We start from the raw sequence: 16,568 nt of genomic DNA on the forward strand, positions 1-16,568 counted from the left end.
CAGTAACACCTGGAGCATTCGCCAACCGGGTGATAGCTGAGCTCAGGCGGGGAATCCGACCCTGACCAGCAAGCCGCCGAGTGGACCTTGATGCAAGGTAATTTCGGCGCGGTGGGCACGGCATATTTCGCCGACGATCGACAGCCCCAACCCGGTGCCTTCGCCCTGGTGATAAAAGCGCTGAAAAACCTTTTGCCGTTCGCTCTCTGGGATGCCGGTGCCGGTGTCTTCGATCTCCAGCGAGCGCGGCGCACGCAAACGCAGAATGACCTGGCCACCCTTCGGCGTGTGCTGCAGGGCATTGGATATCAGGTTACTGATCAGCTCTTGCAGCAAGGTCGGCTCGCCCCACACCTCGAACTGCCGCTCCGCCTCCAGGGCCAACTCTATCCCCCGCGAGTGGGCCAGCGGCACCATACTAATGGCCAACTCCTGGACCAGCGGCTGCATCGCCACCCGCTCCGCACTGCCTTCAGCCACCGCCCGCGCGCCCCGCTCAATGCGCGCCATCGACAGTAGCCGATTCGCCAGCTGAATGGTCCGGTCAGTACTTTGCTGCGCTTCATGCAGCGCCTGTTTCCAGGCCTCGGGCTCGGGGGCACGCAAGCCCAGTTCAATCCGTGCCTTGAGCGCCGCCAACGGCGTGCGCAGCTCGTGGGAAGCCTCGGCAATAAAGTCGCGCTGGCGCTCGAAGTTCTCACGCAGGCGTCCGGTAAAGTGGTTGATAGAATCCACCAGCGGGGCAACCTCACGCTGCAAGCCATCGGTGCTGATGGGACGCAGATCATCACTGGCGCGCCCGGCGACTTCTTCGCGCAATCGCTTGAGCGGCCGTAATGCAGCGGTGACCGCCAGCCAGGCGAGTAGCAGTGCGCTGACGGCCAGCAACCCAAGATTGATCAACGACTGACGTAATAGCGTGTGCGCCATGCGGTCCCGGGCTTCGAGGGTTTCGGCGACGCGAATCTCGGCCATACCCGGATTGGCGCCGCCGCTGATCGGCTGCAACAGGCTGACCAGCCGTACGCCAGCGCCGCGATAATCGGCATCGTAAAAGCGGGCCAGGGCAGGGTAGTTACGGGTCATCTCAACGCTGGCATCGGGGCCGGGGAGATCCTCGTAACCGGAGACCGGCTCTCCCTCCAGGTTCAGCACCTCGTAATACAGCCGGCCGGTAATGTCGTAGGCGAAATTGTCCAGCGCGATATAAGGCACTTCCACCACCAGCTTGCCGTCATCGTCATACAATCGTTCGGCGATCGCCCGCGCCGAGGACAGCAACGAGCGATCATAGGCCACATCCGCAGCCCGGCGGGCGTTCCAGTAAGCCGCAGTACTGCCCAACACCAGCAGAATCGCCAACATCAGCGCCAGGCGCCGTAACAGGCGGCCGCGCAAGCTGCCGGAATCGCTCATGCCTGGACTTCCAGCAGATAGCCCAGGCCGCGAAAGGTGACAATGCGCACCGGACTGGCTTCCAGCTTGCGCCGCAGCCGCGAGATATAGATCTCGATCGCCTCCGGATTGGCATCCTGATCCAGCCCGAATACCTTGCCAGCCAGTTGCTCCTTGCTCATCAGCCGCCCCGGACGGGCGATCAGATTTTCCAGCACGGCATGTTCGCGCGAGGGCAGTTGCAGCGGCTGGCCACACAGCGTGAAGCGCCGGTCATTCAGATCGTAGACCAATTCGCCACACTGCTGCTGGCGCTCGCCGCCCATCAAACTGCGGCGCAGCAGGGCGTTAACGCGTGCCTCCAGCTCACTGAGTTCGAAGGGTTTGGCCAGGTAGTCGTCAGCCCCCAGGTTCAGCCCGCGCACCCGATCAGCCACCTCGCCGCGCGCGGTGAGCATCAGTACCGCCAGGGTCTGGCCGCGTTCGCGCAGTAGGCGCAAAACGTCGAAACCGTCCATGCGCGGCAGCCCGACATCGAGGATTGCCAGCGCATAATCTTCGCTGCGCAGCGCCTGATCGGCGACCACCCCGTCGTGCAGGGTATCCACCGTCCAGCCCCCGGCCTTGAGCATGCGGGTCAGGCTTTCCGCCAACTCCGGGTCATCTTCCACCAGCAAAATGCGCAATGCCGAGTCTCTCGTGTGGCTGCTTTTGTCAGAGTGTACACCGCCAAACAGGGGTCGCCAGCATGAAAGGTTGGCGAAAGGTTAGCACTTTAGGATTCGCCCAGGCTCACCCAAACACCCGGGGTGCAGTACGACTCAGGGCGCAAAGATCGCCCAGTACAAAAACAACAATGGAGTTTATCTGATGCATACGAAGGCGCACCTAACGCGTGGTATTCCCGCCATTCTGTTACTCGGCTCATCGTCCCTTCTGGCGCAAGGCGTTATGGCCCAGGGTTTTGTCGAAGACAGCAGCGCGACACTCAGCACCAGCAATATCTATTTCAACCGTGACTTCCGCGAAGGCGATGGCCAGTCCAAACGCGAGGAGTGGGCTCAGGGTTTTATCCTCAACGTCAAATCCGGATTTACCCCCGGGACCATCGGTTTTGGTCTGGATGCGCAGGCGATGCTCGGCCTGAAACTGGATTCCAGCCCTGACCGCACCGGCACCGGCCTGCTGCCCACTCATGACGACGGCCGCGCTGCGAACGAATACAGCAAGCTGAATCTGACTGCCAAGGCGCGCATGTCCGAATCCACCCTGCTGGTGGGCAGCCTGCTACCCAAGTTGCCAACGCTGAACCCGAACACCAGCCGCATTCTGCCGCAGACCTTCGAAGGCGGCATGGCAACCATCAATGAATTCGACAACCTGAGCATCAGCCTTGGCCGCCTGACCAAGGCCAAGGACCGCAACTCCACTGATGCTGAGGACATTACCTCGAACAACAAAAACCAGCGCTTCGGCGGCTCGTTCGAGGCAGACCATTTCGATTGGGTCGGGTTGGACTACCAGTTCATACCCAGCCTGGCGGGCAGGTATCACCTGGCACAACTGGATGATATCTACCGCCAACATTTTGTGGGCCTGACCCACCAGTTGGCACTGGGCGAGGGCAGCCTGAAGTCGGAGCTGCGCGTGTCCGTTTCCGAGGAGCAGGGCGCCGCTCAGGCTGGCGATATTGATAACCAGGCCTGGCAGGGTTTGTTCAGCTATGCGCTGGGCGGGCATAAATTCGGCTTCAACCTGCAGAAAATGCGCGGCGACAACGCCTTTCCGTATATCGACGGCAGCAACCCGGTACTGGCCAACTTCGTGCAGATCAACGATTTCGCCGAAGCCGGTCAGCGTTCAGCCCAGGTGCGTTATGACTACAATTTTGCCGACCAGGGCCTGCCCGGCCTGAGCTTCATGAGCCGCTACACCAAGGGCGACCAGGCAGAGCTGGTCGCAGGCGGCGAAGGCAAGGACTGGGAACGCAATACCGAGCTGCAGTACGTGATCCAGGAAGGTCCCCTGGAAAATCTGGGTCTGCGCTGGCGCAATGCGTCCTACCGTTCCAGCTATGCCCGTGATGTGGACGAGAACCGTCTGATCGTCAGCTACAGCCTGCCGATCTGGTAAGCGTTGTTTCAGAAAGCCCTGTGGCGATATCGCCTAGAATAAGAAACAAGAGGAACCACCCATGAAATCAGTTCTGTGTTCATCCCTGCTGGCCATTGCCTGCCTTGGCATTGCCACCTATACACTGGCCGAAGAGCCCAGCCGTCCAGAATGTATCGCCCCGGCTTCGCCCGGCGGCGGATTTGACCTTACCTGCAAATTGGCGCAGAGCGCGCTGCTAGACAGCAAGAAGCTCAGCCGCCCAATGCGGGTGACCTACATGCCCGGCGGCATCGGCGCTGTGGCTTACAATGCGGTGGTCGCCCAACGCGCCTCGGAAGGCGGCACCATTACTGCGTTCTCCAGTGGATCATTGCTGAACCTGGCGCAGGGCAAATTTGGCCGTTTCGATGAGAACGCGGTGAAATGGCTGGCCGCTGTAGGCTCCAGCTATGGCGCCATTGCCGTACGCGCCGACTCCGAGTTCAAGACGCTGGATGACCTGATTGCTGCGCTGAAAAAAGATCCGTCCAAGGTAGTGATTGGCTCCGGCGGCACCGTCGGCAGTCAGGATTGGATGCAAACTGCGCTGGTCGCTCGCACCGCCGGTATCGATCCCCGCGAACTGCGCTATGTGGCGATGGAAGGGGGCGGCGAACTCGCTACCTCGCTGCTCGGCGGGCACATTGATGTAGCCAGCACCGATATTTCCGACTCTGTGCCGCATATCGAAAGCGGCGGTATCCGCATTCTGGCGGTGCTTGCTGACGAGCGCCTGCCAGGCGATGCCGTAGTCGATATTCCGACGGCCAAGGAGCAGGGCTACGATGTCAGCTGGCCAGTCATCCGCGGTTTCTACATGGGACCGGACGTCAGCGAGGAAGACTACAGCTGGTGGAAGGGCACCTTCGAGGAGGTTCTGGCTTCCGAGGACTACGCCACACTGCGTGAGCAGCGCGAACTCTTCCCGTTCTCCATGACCGGGGAAAAGCTCGACACCTACGTCAAGAAGCAGGTCGCCGATTACAAGCAGTTGGCGTCCGAATTCGGCCTGACGCAGTAATCCCAACCGCTAGTGCAACCCGCTAGCTCAACCCCGTAATCCGACCCCGATGGCCGGTGGCGCAATGCCCCGGCCTGTACCCGCGAGGACTCCACCATGTTGTACCACCGCCTGTTTGCGGCGTGCCTGCTATTGGCCTGCGTTGGCCTTGGCCTGACCGCCTGGGGCTATCACGCGCCCTACTCCTATGAGCCGGTCGGCCCACGCGCCTACCCGCTGATGCTGCTGATCCTGCTCGGCGCCGGCGCGCTGCTGCTGGTGTTCAAGCCGGGGCTGGAAACCGGCGATGAACCTGAGCCAAGGATAGTCCCGACGATGCTGCGCAAAACCCTGATTTGCCTGGCGTTGTTGCTGGCTCTGGCGGCGCTGTTCGAGCGAGTCGGGTTTATCGTCACCGCGACCTTGTTTGGCCTGGGCATGGCCCGGCTATTCGGCGGCCGCTGGCTGCCCAGCGCAATCCTCGCCGTGGTACTGGGCATCGGCCTGTACTTCCTGTTTGACCGCATTCTTGACGTGCCGCTGCCCATGGGCGTGCTGGCCGTACTGGAGAACTGATCATGGATACGTTGCAATATCTCGGACAGGGTTTTGGCGTTGCGCTGAGCCCCAATAACCTGATTACCGCCCTGGCGGGTACCACCATCGGCACCATCGTTGGCCTGCTCCCGGGGCTGGGGCCAATCAACGGCGTGGCGCTACTGATCCCGGTGGCCTTTGCTCTGGGCCTGCCACCCGAGACAGCACTGATCCTGCTCGCGGCGGTGTACCTGGGTTGCGAATACGGCGGACGAATTTCCTCGATTCTGCTGAATATCCCCGGCGAAGCTTCTGCAGTAATGACCACGCTCGACGGTTACCCGCTGGCGCGTCAGGGCAAAGGCGGTATCGCGCTGTCGATCTCGGCCTGGAGTTCCTTTATCGGCGGCATGATCGCGACCGTCGGGGTGGTGCTGTTCGCGCCCTTGCTGGCTGGCTGGGCAGTCTCCTTCGGGCCGGCCGAGTATTTCATGCTGATGGTCTTTGCGATTGTCTGCCTGGCCGGCATGGCCGGAGACAAACCGGTGAAGACCGCCGTGGCGGTGCTCATCGGGCTGATGCTGTCGTGCGTGGGTATTGATGCCAACAGCGGCGTGTATCGCTTTACCTTCGGCACGCTCGGCTTATCCGACGGCATCCAGTTTGTAGTGCTGGTGCTCGGTCTGTTCAGCATCAGCGAAATCCTCATGCTGCTGGAACGCACTCATCATGGCCAGACCGCGGTCAAGGCCAGCGGACGCATGCTGTTCAACCTCAAGGAAGGCACCTCGGTCTTTGCCACCAATATTCGCAGTGGCTTGCTGGGGTTTATTTTCGGCATCCTGCCCGGCGCCGGCGCGACCCTTGCCAGTGCCGTCGCCTATATGTCCGAGAAACGCATTGCCGGTGCCAGCGGCCGCTTTGGCGAGGGAGACCTGCGGGGTCTCGCCGCACCGGAGACCGCCAACAGCGCCTCCGCCTGTGGCTCCATGGTGCCGATGCTGACCCTGGGTATTCCCGGCTCCGGCACCACCGCTGTGATGCTCGGCGCCTTGACCTTGTACAACATCACTCCCGGCCCGCTGCTGTTCCAGAACCAGCCGGAGATTGTCTGGGGTCTGATCGCCTCGCTGTTCGTCGCCAACGTGATCCTGATCATCATGAACATCCCGATGATCAACCTGTTCACCCGTATTCTCTCGGTACCGAACTGGACGCTGGTGCCAGCCATCGCGATCATCACCTCGATCGGCGTTTACGCAGTGCACGCGACCACCTTCGATCTGTTCCTGATGATCGCCATCGGCGTGTTCGGCTATATCCTGCGCAAGCTGGACTTCCCGCTCTCCGCGCTGCTGCTGGGCTTTATCCTCGGCGGCATGATGGAAAGCAACCTGCGCCGCGCGCTGTCCATTTCCGACGGCAATCTGGGCATCCTCTGGAGCAGCCCGATTACGTTGGGTCTCTGGGTAGTGGTGGCCTTTATGGTCGCGCTGCCTTTCTGGCGCGCCTATCGCGCTCGCCGCGCGGTGCCACTGACCGATGCCTGACAGGGCAATGTGGCTGGGCCGAGCCAAGCTCTGGTCCACGCCACTGGTTGGGCTGGTGGGTGGCTGGCTGGCCAGCCTGGCTGACTGGCCGCTACCCTGGATGGTCGGTTCATTACTTGCGGTCATCCTGGTGCGTTGCAGCGGCTGGATGCTGGTCGAACTGCCCGGCGGTCGCCAGACCGGGCAATGGATCGTCGCCAGCGCCATCGGTCTGCATTTCACCGCCCCGGTATTCGAGCAGATCCTCGGCTACTGGTGGGTCATCATTCTCGGTTCCTGCATTACCGTGATGCTTTGCCTGATCGGCATTGGCGTACTCAGGCGCAGCGGGGTGGATCGCGCGACCGCCTATTTCGCCAGCATGCCCGGAGGCGCCAGCGAAATGGTTGTGCTCGCCCTGCGACACCAGGCCGAGCCAGCCAAGGTTGCTGCGGCACATAGCCTGCGCTTGTTGATGGTGGTGCTGATCGTTCCCGCGCTGTTCACCTTGACCTTGCCCGAAACCCCCGCCCCCGAGCCGGACAGCACTCACTGGGGCTGGCTGGCACTGCTGATGCCGCTGGGAGCGGGCCTGGCGATGCTCTGGCGCCGGCTCGGGCAACCCAACCCCTGGATGCTCGGCCCGCTGACCGTCTGCGCTGTGGCCAGCGTCTGGTTTGATCTGGACATAGCACTGCCGGCCGGTGGCGGCGAACTCGGCCAGTGGCTGATTGGTTGCGCGCTGGGCTGCCATTTCGATCGTAAATTCTTTCGCAGTGCCCCAGCCTTCATGCTCAGAGTAGTGCTGTTCACTCTGCTGGCGATGCTGGTGGCCGCGCTCTGCGCCGAGGTGCTCAGCTGGTTTGCCGCGGTCGATGACATCAGCCTGATGCTGGGCATGATGCCCGGCGGCATTACCGAGCTGTGCCTGACCGCCGAAGCCTTGCACCTCTCTGTGGCGCTGGTCACTGCCCTGCAGGTATTACGGCTGTTTCTGGTGATGTTTCTGGCTGAACCAGCCTTTCGTCTGTGGACCCGCCTGCAACCCTGAGGCAAAGTCTCGAAGAATACTTTTGCGTTTTAGACCGACCGGTCTATATACTTATTGGTATCGCATCCGAGAATTTCAGGTGACCGCATGTCTCATTCCCATGGCGACCTTTCCAGGCGTTTGACCCTTACCGCTGCAGATGGCTATGCCCTCGGCGCCACTTTGTTTCCAGCCGAACAGCCGCTGGGGAAGATCCTTGTTGGCAGTGCCACAGGCGTGCCACGGGGCTTTTACCGGCGCTTCGCCGAGTACGCTGCCGCGCGTGGCTACACCACTCTGACGCTGGATTACCGCGGTGTCGGCGAGTCGCGTCCGGCGACGTTGAAGGGTTTCGAGATGGATTATCTCGACTGGGCAAGGCTGGACCTTGCCGCCGCGCTGGAGCATCTGCATCAACCCGAACTGCCCACCTTTATGGTCGGCCATTCCTTCGGTGGCCACGCCTTCGGCCTGTTGCCCAACCATCAGCACGTCAGCGGCCTTTACACCTTCGGCACCGGTGCCGGCTGGCATGGCTGGATGCCCGTGGCAGAACGGCTCAAGGTGCTGACCATGTGGCGCATAATCGGCCCCCTGGTGACCCGTAGCAAAGGCTATCTGGCCTGGAGCAAACTGGGTATGGGTGAAGACCTGCCACTGGGCGTGTATCGCCAGTGGAAGCGCTGGTGTCGCTACCCGCGCTACTTCTTTGAAGACCCGAGCATGCCCGGATTGGAAGAACAGTTCGCGCAGATCACCACGCCGATTATTGCGCTGAACGCGACGGACGATCTATGGGCTTCCCCGGCCTCGCGGGATGCTTTCATGTCGGCCTATCGCCAGGCAGACTATCAAGGGTTGACCTTGATACCCGCCGAGGCTGGGCTTCCGCCCATTGGCCACATGGGCTATTTTCGCCCCAGCGCACAACCGCTTTGGCAGAACGCCCTGAACTGGTTCGATCAGTTGGGCCAGTCCCGTCAGGCAGCCTGAAATCACCTACCGAATGCCCACACAGGAAAGCTAGATGAACCCGAAAGAAATGACCGGCCTGCAAATCATGCAGGCCGCGGCCGCAGGCTTGATTCCGCGCGCGCCTATTTCCAGAACCATTCCGATGGAAGTAAAAGAAGTAGAACTCAATCGGGTGGTGTTCGAAGCCACCGCCAATGAAACCCATACCAACCCTTTGGGTGGCGTGCACGGCGGCTTTGCCGCCACCGTGCTGGACTCGATCACCGGTTGCGCGACCCACACCACCCTGGGTGTCGGCGAAAGCTACGGCACCATCGAGCTGAACGTGAAGATGTGCAAACCCATCCCGTTCAACAAACCGCTGATCGCCGAAGGCAAGGTCATCAACAAGACGCGGCGCCTGGTGATCACCGAAGGCTACATCCGCGATGAAACCGGCTCGCTGTATGCCTACGGCACCGCGACCTGCATGATTATCAGCTGATCGCGGTGCTGCGGTTTACTGCAGCAGTTTCAGCAGCGCCTTGGCCGCCTCTTCCGAGGAGCCAGGGTTCTGCCCGGTAACCAGCTTGCCATCCACGCGCACGTAAGACGCCCAGTCATCACCCTTGCTGTAATTGCCGCCCTGTTCCTTGAGGCTGTCTTCGAGCAGGAAAGGCACCACATCGGTCAGGCCCACTGCCTCTTCTTCAGAGTTGGTAAAACCGGTCACCTGACGGCCTTTGACCAAGGCTTCGCCATCAGTACCGCGGGCATTGAGCAATACGGCAGGGGCGTGGCACACCGCACCGACCGGCTTATCCGCCAGTACAAAGGCTTCGATCAGCGCGATGGAATGACTGTCGTGGGTCAGATCCCACAGCGGGCCATGGCCGCCGGGATAGAACACCGCATCAAAAAAGCTTGCCGATACGTCCGCCAGCGGCAGCGTAGAGGCCAGCTGCTTCTGCGCCAGCTCATCTGACTTGAAGCGCTTGGTCGCTTCTGTCTGCGCGTCCGGCTCATCGCTCTTCGGATCCAGCGGCGGCTGCCCGCCTTTGGGCGAGGCCAGCACCACTTGAGCTCCGGCATCCTTGAGCACGTAATAGGGGGCGGCGAACTCTTCCAGCCAGAAGCCGGTCTTGTTGCCGGTATCGCCCAGTTCATCGTGGGAGGTGAGTACCATCAGAATCTTCATTGCGTACCTCGTATGTTACTGCGGCATGTGGCCGTTGGACTGGAACTGCGTTAATTTGTTCAGCATCAGCGAGGAGCGGATGTGTGAAAAGATTACTGCTTAACTGCGACATGGGCGAAAGCTTTGGCGCCTGGACCATGGGCCTGGATGATCAGGTCATGCCACATGTCGACTGCGCCAATATCGCCTGTGGCTTCCATGCCTCGGATCCCGGCGTGATGCGCAAAACGGTAGGTCTGGCACTGACCCATGGCGTGCGCATCGGCGCGCATCCAGCCTACCCTGATCTGGCCGGCTTCGGTCGACGTTCCATGCAGTGTAGTCCACAGGAAGTGACTGACATGCTGCATTACCAGATTGGCGCCCTGGACGGCATCTGCCGCGCCAAGGGCGGCCGGGTGAGCTACGTCAAACCGCATGGCGCGCTGTATAACGACATGATGCAGAGCCCCGATCTGCTGCGCACCGTGATGCAGGCCATCGCCGCTTATGATCCGGCACTGCCGCTGATGCTGCTGGCTCGCCGCGACAACCAGCCAGCGGGCGATCTGGCCAGCGAATGTGGTATCGAGCTGCTGTTTGAAGCCTTTGCCGATCGCGCCTATGACCGCGAAGGCTATCTGGTGCCGCGCTCGCAACCCGGCGCGGTGCTGCACGATACCGAGCAGGTAGTCGAGCAGGCCTTGAAGCTCGCCAATGGCCAGGCGCTGACCGCGAACGATGGCAGCGAACTGCGACTGGATGCCGATACCCTGTGCGTACACGGCGACAATCCCGCCGCTGTAGAAGCGGTGAAACAGATTCGAGCTGCGCTTGGCCGGGCATGAAACTGCGTATAGAAACCGCCGCCCTGGACGTACTCACCCTGCGTCTTTTCGATGACATAGACGAAGCCAACATGCCCTGGCTGATTGCTGCTGGCGAGCGCCTGCATGAGCATTTTGCCGGAGCGCTGATCGATCTGGTGCCGTCCTACACCACGCTGATGCTGCACTACAACGGCCAGCAACTCACTGAAGCCGAAGCCTTGCGCCGCGTGCACACCGCGCTGGATAACTTGCAGCCTGCCAGCACGGCAGCCCAGGGCCAGCTGCATCAAATCGGAGTCTGGTATGACCCTAGCGTGGGTCCGGACTTGCCGCGTCTGGCACAGTTCAGTGGCCTGAGCATCGACGGGGTAATCGAAAGTCATTGCGCCCGCGATTACAGCGTATTTGCCCTGGGCTTTGTGCCCGGCTTTGCCTATATGGGCCTGGTCGAGCCCGAGCTGGCCGCGCCACGCCTGAGTACACCTCGCAAAAAGGTCCCGGCCGGCAGTGTGGGCATCGCCGAACGTCAAACTGCGGTCTATCCGCTGGTATCACCTGGCGGCTGGAATCTCCTGGGGCGCACAGCTAGCCGGCTATTCGATCCGCAACGCGAAGGCTACAGCCTGCTCAAACCCGGTGATCGAGTCCGTTTCGTCGCCATTGATCGCGAGACCTTTATCGGCCAGGGTGGCGATGTCACGCCAATGGCGGCCGAGCAATGAGCGGACTAAAAATCGAAAAGACCCTGGGCCTGGCGCAACTGCAAGACCAGGGAAGATTCGGCGTACGGCATCTGGGCGTCACCCAGGGCGGCGCACTGGACTGGGTAGCCGCGGGCTGGGCCAACCGGCTGCTGAGCAATGATCCTGACTGTGCGTTGCTGGAAATACCCTTTGGCGGCGTGACCCTGCTGTGTCAGCAGCACACTACTCTGGCGCTGACCGGTGCGGATTTGCAAGCGTCTTTGGATGGTCAGCCGGTGGCTGCCTGGCAGAGTTTCAAGGTGGCTGCCGGGCAGACGCTCACCTTCGGTCCGCCCCGCAGCGGTGCACGCGGTTACCTCGCAGCGCCCGGCGGTTTCGAAGCCCCACGGGTATTGAATTCACGCAGCGAAGTCCGCCGCGAACAGCTCGGCGGCTTGCATGGCGATGGCAGCCCGCTAAGGCCCGACGATCTGCTGCAATGTGGATGTGCCAAACCCGTGCCTGCCGCGGTGCCACAGCAACATGTACCCGACTACCTGGCCCCCGCTTGCCTGGACGTGATCCTTGGCGCCCAGATCGCGCTGTTCAGTGGTCAGAGCTTGTTCGATCTGTTCAACCAGTCCTGGCAGGTCGATCAACGCGCCGACCGCATGGGCTTGCGCTTGCTTGGCAAGACGCTGCGCTATCAAGGCCCGCCCATTATCTCCGAAGGTATCCCGCTGGGCGCCATTCAGGTACCCGCCGACGGCCAGCCGATCATTCTGCTCAACGACCGCCAGACCATCGGTGGCTATCCGCGCCTCGGCGCACTGACGCCAGCCAGCGTGGCGCGGCTGGGGCAATGTGCGCCGGGCCAACAACTGACGCTGAAACCTATCACTCTTGCCAGGGCACGCCGTCAGCAACTCGCTCTGCACCACGCTATCCAGACCACCTTGCTGGTGCAGCGCGAGATTTGATGCTCCGCCATCGTGCACGGATCAACAAAGCCTGGGGTTTCATGCTCAAGCCAAGCCGCCAAAACTCGCCTATCTAACCGCTTTGCAAATTTCCTGAACAAATGGCCAGCTTTTTGCTGTGAATAGACAGGCGCGCTCGACAGCGGAAGCGGGCGGCTCTCAAACACCTATCCCAGGAGAAGTATCCATGAGTTTTAAACGCAGTCTGGCCCTGGCGGCAACCCTCACCCTGTCGGCACAGGCCATGGCAGATGATCCACTGAAAGTCGGCTTTGTGTATGTCGGGCCCATTGGCGATCACGGCTGGAGCTACCAGCACGACCAGGGTCGCCTGGCCATGGAAAAACACTTTGGTGACAAGGTGCAGACTACCTATGTGGAAAACGTCAACGAAGGCGCCGACGCCGAACGCACCATCCGCCGCCTGGCCCAGGCTGGCAACGATCTGATTTTCACCACCTCGTTCGGCTTCATGAACCCCACTGCGCGGGTGGCAGCTGACTATCCGGACAAGACTTTCCTGCACGCCACCGGCTACAAGCAGTCCGAGAATCTGGGCACCTATCTGTCCGTCACCTACGAAGGTCGTTATGTCACCGGCGCAGCCGCCGGCATGGTCACCGAATCCGACACCATCGGCTATATCGCCTCCTTCCCGATCCCGGAAGTGATCCGCGACATCAACGCCGTGTATCTGGGTGCGCGCTCGGTTAATCCCGATATCAAGATCAAGGTGATCTGGGCCAACACCTGGTTCGATCCGGCCAAGGAAGCCGATGCCGCCAATACCCTGATGGACCAGGGCGCGGACGTGATCGTGCAGCATACTGACAGCCCGGCACCGCTGCTGGCCGCAGAAAAGCGTGGCCACTGGGGCGTAGGCCAGGCATCGGACATGAGTCACTTCGGTCCCAAGGCGCACCTGTTGTCGGTAGTCAACGACTGGGCTCCCTATTACATCGATACCGTGGACAAGGTCATGGCTGGCACCTGGGAATCCGGTGATTACTGGGGCGGCATCGGCGATGACGTGATCAAGATCGTTGCGGTTAATGAGAGTCTGACCGACGAGCAGCGCAGCAAGATTGATGAACTCACCACCGCGATTGGCAGTGGCGAACTGCATCCGTTCACCGGCCCGCTGAAAAATCAGGCAGGTGAACTCAAGGTGCCGGAAGGCACGACCATGACCCGCGAAGAGCTCGCTGGCATGAACTGGTATGTGGAGGGCATCGACGCGACCATTCCCCAATAAGCAAACTGTGTTGGCAAACGACCCGGACACGTCCGGGTCTTTTTTTGCCTGTGTTTCAGGCGCTCAAGCGCGCAGCAACTGCTGTACTGACTCCTGTACGCGCGCAGTCAACTCCGCCTCATCCAGACCCTGGATATTGCCGTCACTGATCGCCGGCTTGCCCTGAACAAAGCTGTACTTGATCGACACCGGCTCACCGCACATCAACGGCGCCAGGAGCGGCGTATGCACACCGGCAAAGCGCGGCTGATAAATATCGTAAAGCACCAGGTCTGCAGCCATGCCGACGCTCAGCTCGCCAACATCATGCAATCCGAGCAACTGGGCGCCATTGCGGCTACCCCAGGTCAGCACCTGTTCCAGGGTCGTAGCCGAAGGGCCATGCAAAGCGCGGTGCAGCAACCAGGCCATGTTCAGCTCCTGTAGCATGGAGCCGGATTCGGCCGAGGCGGAGCCGTCGACTCCCATGCTGATGCTGATGCCGGCTTCCTGCATGGCGATTACCGGAGCCACACCGCTGCCCAGACGGCCGTTGGACGTAGGGCAATGGGAAATGCGTGTGCCGGTCGCCGCCAGTCGTTCGATCGCATGGGCATCACTATGCACCAGGTGCGCAAACCAGACCTCCTGGCCGAGCCAATCACAGCTTTCGGCATGATCAATCGCACTCTTGCCGTACTTGGCCTGCGCCTGCTGCTCGTCAAACCCCACCTCAAGCAGATGCGAATGCATGCCCAGACCCATTTCCCGGGCGTAAGCGGCCTGCACGCGCAGCCCGTCGGGTGAGCTGGAGTGAATCAGACTGGTGGGTGCCACCACCAGCTTGCGCATCGCATCCCCGGCATTCTGGTGGTAGCGGCCGCGGGTCTGCTCCAGGCGTTCCAGCACCTGATCCAGCGTCTCCGGGCGAATGCCATTGTCGATCATGCCCTGATGGCTACCCTGCTCGGTGGCCGTGCCGCGGCACAGCACCAGGCGCATGCCCAGTTCATCGGCCGCCTGCCATACCGCATCTTCCAGCTCCGGGCTGGTGGTGTCGTGGTACAGGTAATGATGGTCGGCGCAGGTGGTGGCTCCTGAGCGCAGCAACTCATACAGCCCCAGGCGCGCGGCGTGATACATCAGCTGCGGTGTGACCTTCGGCCAGAAACGGTAGGGCACCGAACTCAGCCAGTCGCCCAGGCCCTGGTTGAGTGCGGCGGGCACACCCTTCATGACCGACTGGGCCAGATGATGGTGGGTATTGACCAGCCCCGGCCAGACTACGCAGCCGCGGGCGTCGATCTGCGTTTCGACGCAATCGGTGGCGGGGCGTAGATCGCGGCCCATTTCGGTGATTCGCCCGTCACGGATACGGATATCCGTTGCATCGGGCTGGCTGGGAGAAAATACGGCTTCGGCGTGTTTGATCAGATAAGCCACTGCGGTGCTCCTTTGTTAGTCAAAGAGCAATGTCCCGGGGCTGGCCCCTGACCGCTTCTACTCTGGTACGTTGATATCCGGCTGATTCAGCCAGTTCTACTCTGCAAGTTTCTCTGCAATTTTCTCACCAACCGCGGTGCTGACCAAAACTACCAAACACGCGGCTAGCGCAGGTACGCACAACAACCTTCTGAACAAAAGTGGTGCAAATGGTCAGTTTTTGCACGTCCGCAGTGCACGTTAGAAAGGCTATATAAGAATGCTGCCTGGCGGCGCACCCGACAGCGCCGGGCATTCGTCGGGAAAAAGCATCTTGGCGCGCTTCCTGCTTGATATTTATTGCAGGGTTATTATGCTCTGTACCTTGAGTAGAAGCTGTCAGGGGGCCAAACCCCAGGTCATTGCTCAGTTCATGGTCGGACGCTGTGCCAGGCACAACGACGGATCGGACTGACCTGCCAGCCCCGCTGACTCGCCTTCCGCCTTCTAGTGCCCTCCGATGCGTTCCGATCCTTTGTCTGCCTTGTGCTCAGCACGGGCAAAACTTGGAGCATCATCATGACTGACAATACCGCTACGCCCGAATACGGCCTGAAAGAGCTGCAACTTGAAACCACCTTCGGCGGCATGGGCCGCGAGACCAGCAAGGACATTCCGCTGATCGACCTCAGCGACTTCGACAATCGCCGCCAGGAAATTACCGAGCAGCTGTGGCAAGCCGCGACCGACGTTGGGTTTTTCCAGTTGGTCAATCACGGGCTGAAGCTGGATTCTGTGCGCGACGCGTTCAAACTCTCGGAAGCCTTCTTTTCCCTGCCCGCCGAGCAGAAACAAGCCTTCCCGCTGAAAAAGGGCCTGAATGCCGGTTGGGAATTCATGTCCCAGGTACGTCCTTCGACACGCACTGCCGATCAGAAGGAGTCCTTCCAGATCACCCTGCCACATATGGATGACCTCTGGCCCAACCAGACAGTGGTGCCGGAATTTCACCGGGTGATGCTGGATTTTGAATACCGCGCATGGCAACTGGGCATGCAGGTGTTGTCCTGCTTCGCCGAACGTCTGGGCTTTGAGCGCGATTTTTTCACCCAGGCACATGATCGCCGCAAGCCGGATTATCAGAGCACCCTGCGCCTGTTGCACTATCTTGCCATGCCCGAGGAATCCCAGGATGAAAGCCTGTGGCGCGCCGGTGCGCATACCGATTTCGACTGTCTGACCATGGTCTTTCAACAGGAAGGCCAGGGCGGCCTGCAGGTCAGCCCCGGCAAGGATGCCGAAGGCGCGGGTGACAATCGCGAATGGAGCAGCGTGATCCCGCGTGATGACATCATCACCTGCAACATCGGCGACATGCTGATGCGCTGGAGTGATGATCAGCTCAAGTCCACACTGCACCGCGTGCGCATGCCCAAGCCCGGCGAATATCGCGGTCCACGCTACAGTCTGGCGTTCTTTTGCCAGGCCAACAAGGAAGTGATGATCCAGGGGCCCGCAGGCAAGTATCCACCCATCTCTGCCGCAGACTATCTGTTGCAGCGCATCCAGGCCAACTTTGCCGAGAAAAAAGCGAACTAGGCCCTATGTTTCCTGCGAGCCCAGCCGGGCTCGCAGGAACCTGG

General features: G+C 60.9%; 16 protein-coding genes. 12 read left to right on the forward strand and 4 right to left on the reverse strand.

From position 1 onward, the window contains the following. Positions 1 to 42: 42 nt before the first annotated feature. Together EAO82_RS01330 and EAO82_RS01335 are read right to left on the reverse strand one after the other, a co-directional pair. Entirely contained in the window at positions 43 to 1,416 is a 1,374-nt protein-coding gene (locus tag EAO82_RS01330; RefSeq protein WP_096345382.1) for a sensor histidine kinase, read from the reverse strand. After that, positions 1,413 to 2,081 carry a response regulator gene (locus EAO82_RS01335; RefSeq protein WP_096345383.1) on the reverse strand — a complete coding sequence of 223 codons (669 nt, stop codon included), beginning with the start codon at positions 2,079 to 2,081 and terminating at the stop codon, positions 1,413 to 1,415. The genes EAO82_RS01330 and EAO82_RS01335 overlap by 4 nt, the downstream gene beginning before the upstream one ends. 184 nt (positions 2,082 to 2,265) lie before the next feature. On the opposite strand from EAO82_RS01335, the gene EAO82_RS01340 reads away from it, so the two are divergent. From EAO82_RS01340 to EAO82_RS01370, 7 genes are all read left to right on the forward strand, one after another. Then, the gene (locus EAO82_RS01340) at positions 2,266 to 3,528 is read left to right on the forward strand and encodes an OprD family porin (protein WP_096345384.1); all 1,263 of its coding nucleotides are present in this window, start codon (positions 2,266 to 2,268) and stop codon (positions 3,526 to 3,528) included. Positions 3,529 to 3,589: 61 nt separating this feature from the next. Continuing rightward, entirely contained in the window at positions 3,590 to 4,570 is a 981-nt protein-coding gene (locus EAO82_RS01345) for a Bug family tripartite tricarboxylate transporter substrate binding protein (protein ID WP_096345385.1), read from the forward strand. Between the two features lie 96 nt (positions 4,571 to 4,666). Beyond that, positions 4,667 to 5,125, forward strand: coding sequence for a tripartite tricarboxylate transporter TctB family protein (locus EAO82_RS01350; RefSeq protein ID WP_096345386.1), 459 nt, complete (start codon positions 4,667 to 4,669; stop codon positions 5,123 to 5,125). Positions 5,126 to 5,127: 2 nt separating this feature from the next. Next, entirely contained in the window at positions 5,128 to 6,636 is a 1,509-nt protein-coding gene (locus tag EAO82_RS01355; RefSeq protein WP_096345387.1) for a tripartite tricarboxylate transporter permease, read from the forward strand. Continuing rightward, entirely contained in the window at positions 6,629 to 7,666 is a 1,038-nt protein-coding gene (locus EAO82_RS01360; RefSeq protein WP_231703265.1) for an AbrB family transcriptional regulator, read from the forward strand. The genes EAO82_RS01355 and EAO82_RS01360 overlap by 8 nt, the downstream gene beginning before the upstream one ends. Positions 7,667 to 7,753: 87 nt before the next feature. Continuing rightward, positions 7,754 to 8,638, forward strand: coding sequence for an alpha/beta fold hydrolase (locus tag EAO82_RS01365; RefSeq protein ID WP_096345389.1), 885 nt, complete (start codon positions 7,754 to 7,756; stop codon positions 8,636 to 8,638). 34 nt (positions 8,639 to 8,672) lie between these two features. Then, positions 8,673 to 9,104 (forward strand): PaaI family thioesterase, encoded by a 432-nt coding sequence (locus tag EAO82_RS01370; RefSeq protein WP_096345390.1) that lies wholly within the window; start codon positions 8,673 to 8,675, stop codon positions 9,102 to 9,104. A 15-nt stretch (positions 9,105 to 9,119) separates the two neighbouring features. Here EAO82_RS01370 and EAO82_RS01375 read toward each other — a convergent pair whose 3' ends face one another. Further along, entirely contained in the window at positions 9,120 to 9,797 is a 678-nt protein-coding gene (locus EAO82_RS01375; RefSeq protein WP_096345391.1) for a type 1 glutamine amidotransferase domain-containing protein, read from the reverse strand. Between the two features lie 83 nt (positions 9,798 to 9,880). Here EAO82_RS01375 and EAO82_RS01380 point away from each other — a divergent pair, with 83 nt between their 5' ends. The 4 genes from EAO82_RS01380 (at position 9,881) to EAO82_RS01395 (ending at position 13,524) form a co-directional block, all read left to right on the forward strand. After that, positions 9,881 to 10,624 carry a 5-oxoprolinase subunit PxpA gene (locus tag EAO82_RS01380; protein ID WP_096345392.1) on the forward strand — a complete coding sequence of 248 codons (744 nt, stop codon included), beginning with the start codon at positions 9,881 to 9,883 and terminating at the stop codon, positions 10,622 to 10,624. Next, a complete protein-coding gene (pxpB, locus tag EAO82_RS01385; protein ID WP_096345393.1) occupies positions 10,621 to 11,328 on the forward strand; it encodes a 5-oxoprolinase subunit PxpB in 708 nt (235 codons plus the stop codon). Before EAO82_RS01380 ends, pxpB begins: the two co-directional genes overlap by 4 nt. After that, complete coding sequence (locus tag EAO82_RS01390; RefSeq protein WP_096345394.1) at positions 11,325 to 12,269, forward strand: biotin-dependent carboxyltransferase family protein; 945 nt, start codon at positions 11,325 to 11,327, stop codon at positions 12,267 to 12,269. Before pxpB ends, EAO82_RS01390 begins: the two co-directional genes overlap by 4 nt. Before the next feature lie 187 nt (positions 12,270 to 12,456). Next, complete coding sequence (locus tag EAO82_RS01395; protein WP_096345395.1) at positions 12,457 to 13,524, forward strand: BMP family ABC transporter substrate-binding protein; 1,068 nt, start codon at positions 12,457 to 12,459, stop codon at positions 13,522 to 13,524. Between the two features lie 63 nt (positions 13,525 to 13,587). On the opposite strand, the gene EAO82_RS01400 is transcribed toward EAO82_RS01395, so the two are convergent. Then, positions 13,588 to 14,946, reverse strand: a complete 1,359-nt coding sequence (locus EAO82_RS01400) for an amidohydrolase family protein (protein ID WP_096345396.1) — start codon at positions 14,944 to 14,946, stop codon at positions 13,588 to 13,590. A gap of 558 nt (positions 14,947 to 15,504) precedes the next feature. Here EAO82_RS01400 and EAO82_RS01405 point away from each other — a divergent pair. Beyond that, complete coding sequence (locus EAO82_RS01405) at positions 15,505 to 16,524, forward strand: isopenicillin N synthase family dioxygenase (RefSeq protein WP_096345397.1); 1,020 nt, start codon at positions 15,505 to 15,507, stop codon at positions 16,522 to 16,524. The last annotated feature ends 44 nt before the right edge of the window (positions 16,525 to 16,568 follow it).

Source organism: Halopseudomonas pelagia (assembly GCF_009497895.1).
GTDB classification, from domain to species: domain Bacteria; phylum Pseudomonadota; class Gammaproteobacteria; order Pseudomonadales; family Pseudomonadaceae; genus Halopseudomonas; species Halopseudomonas pelagia_A.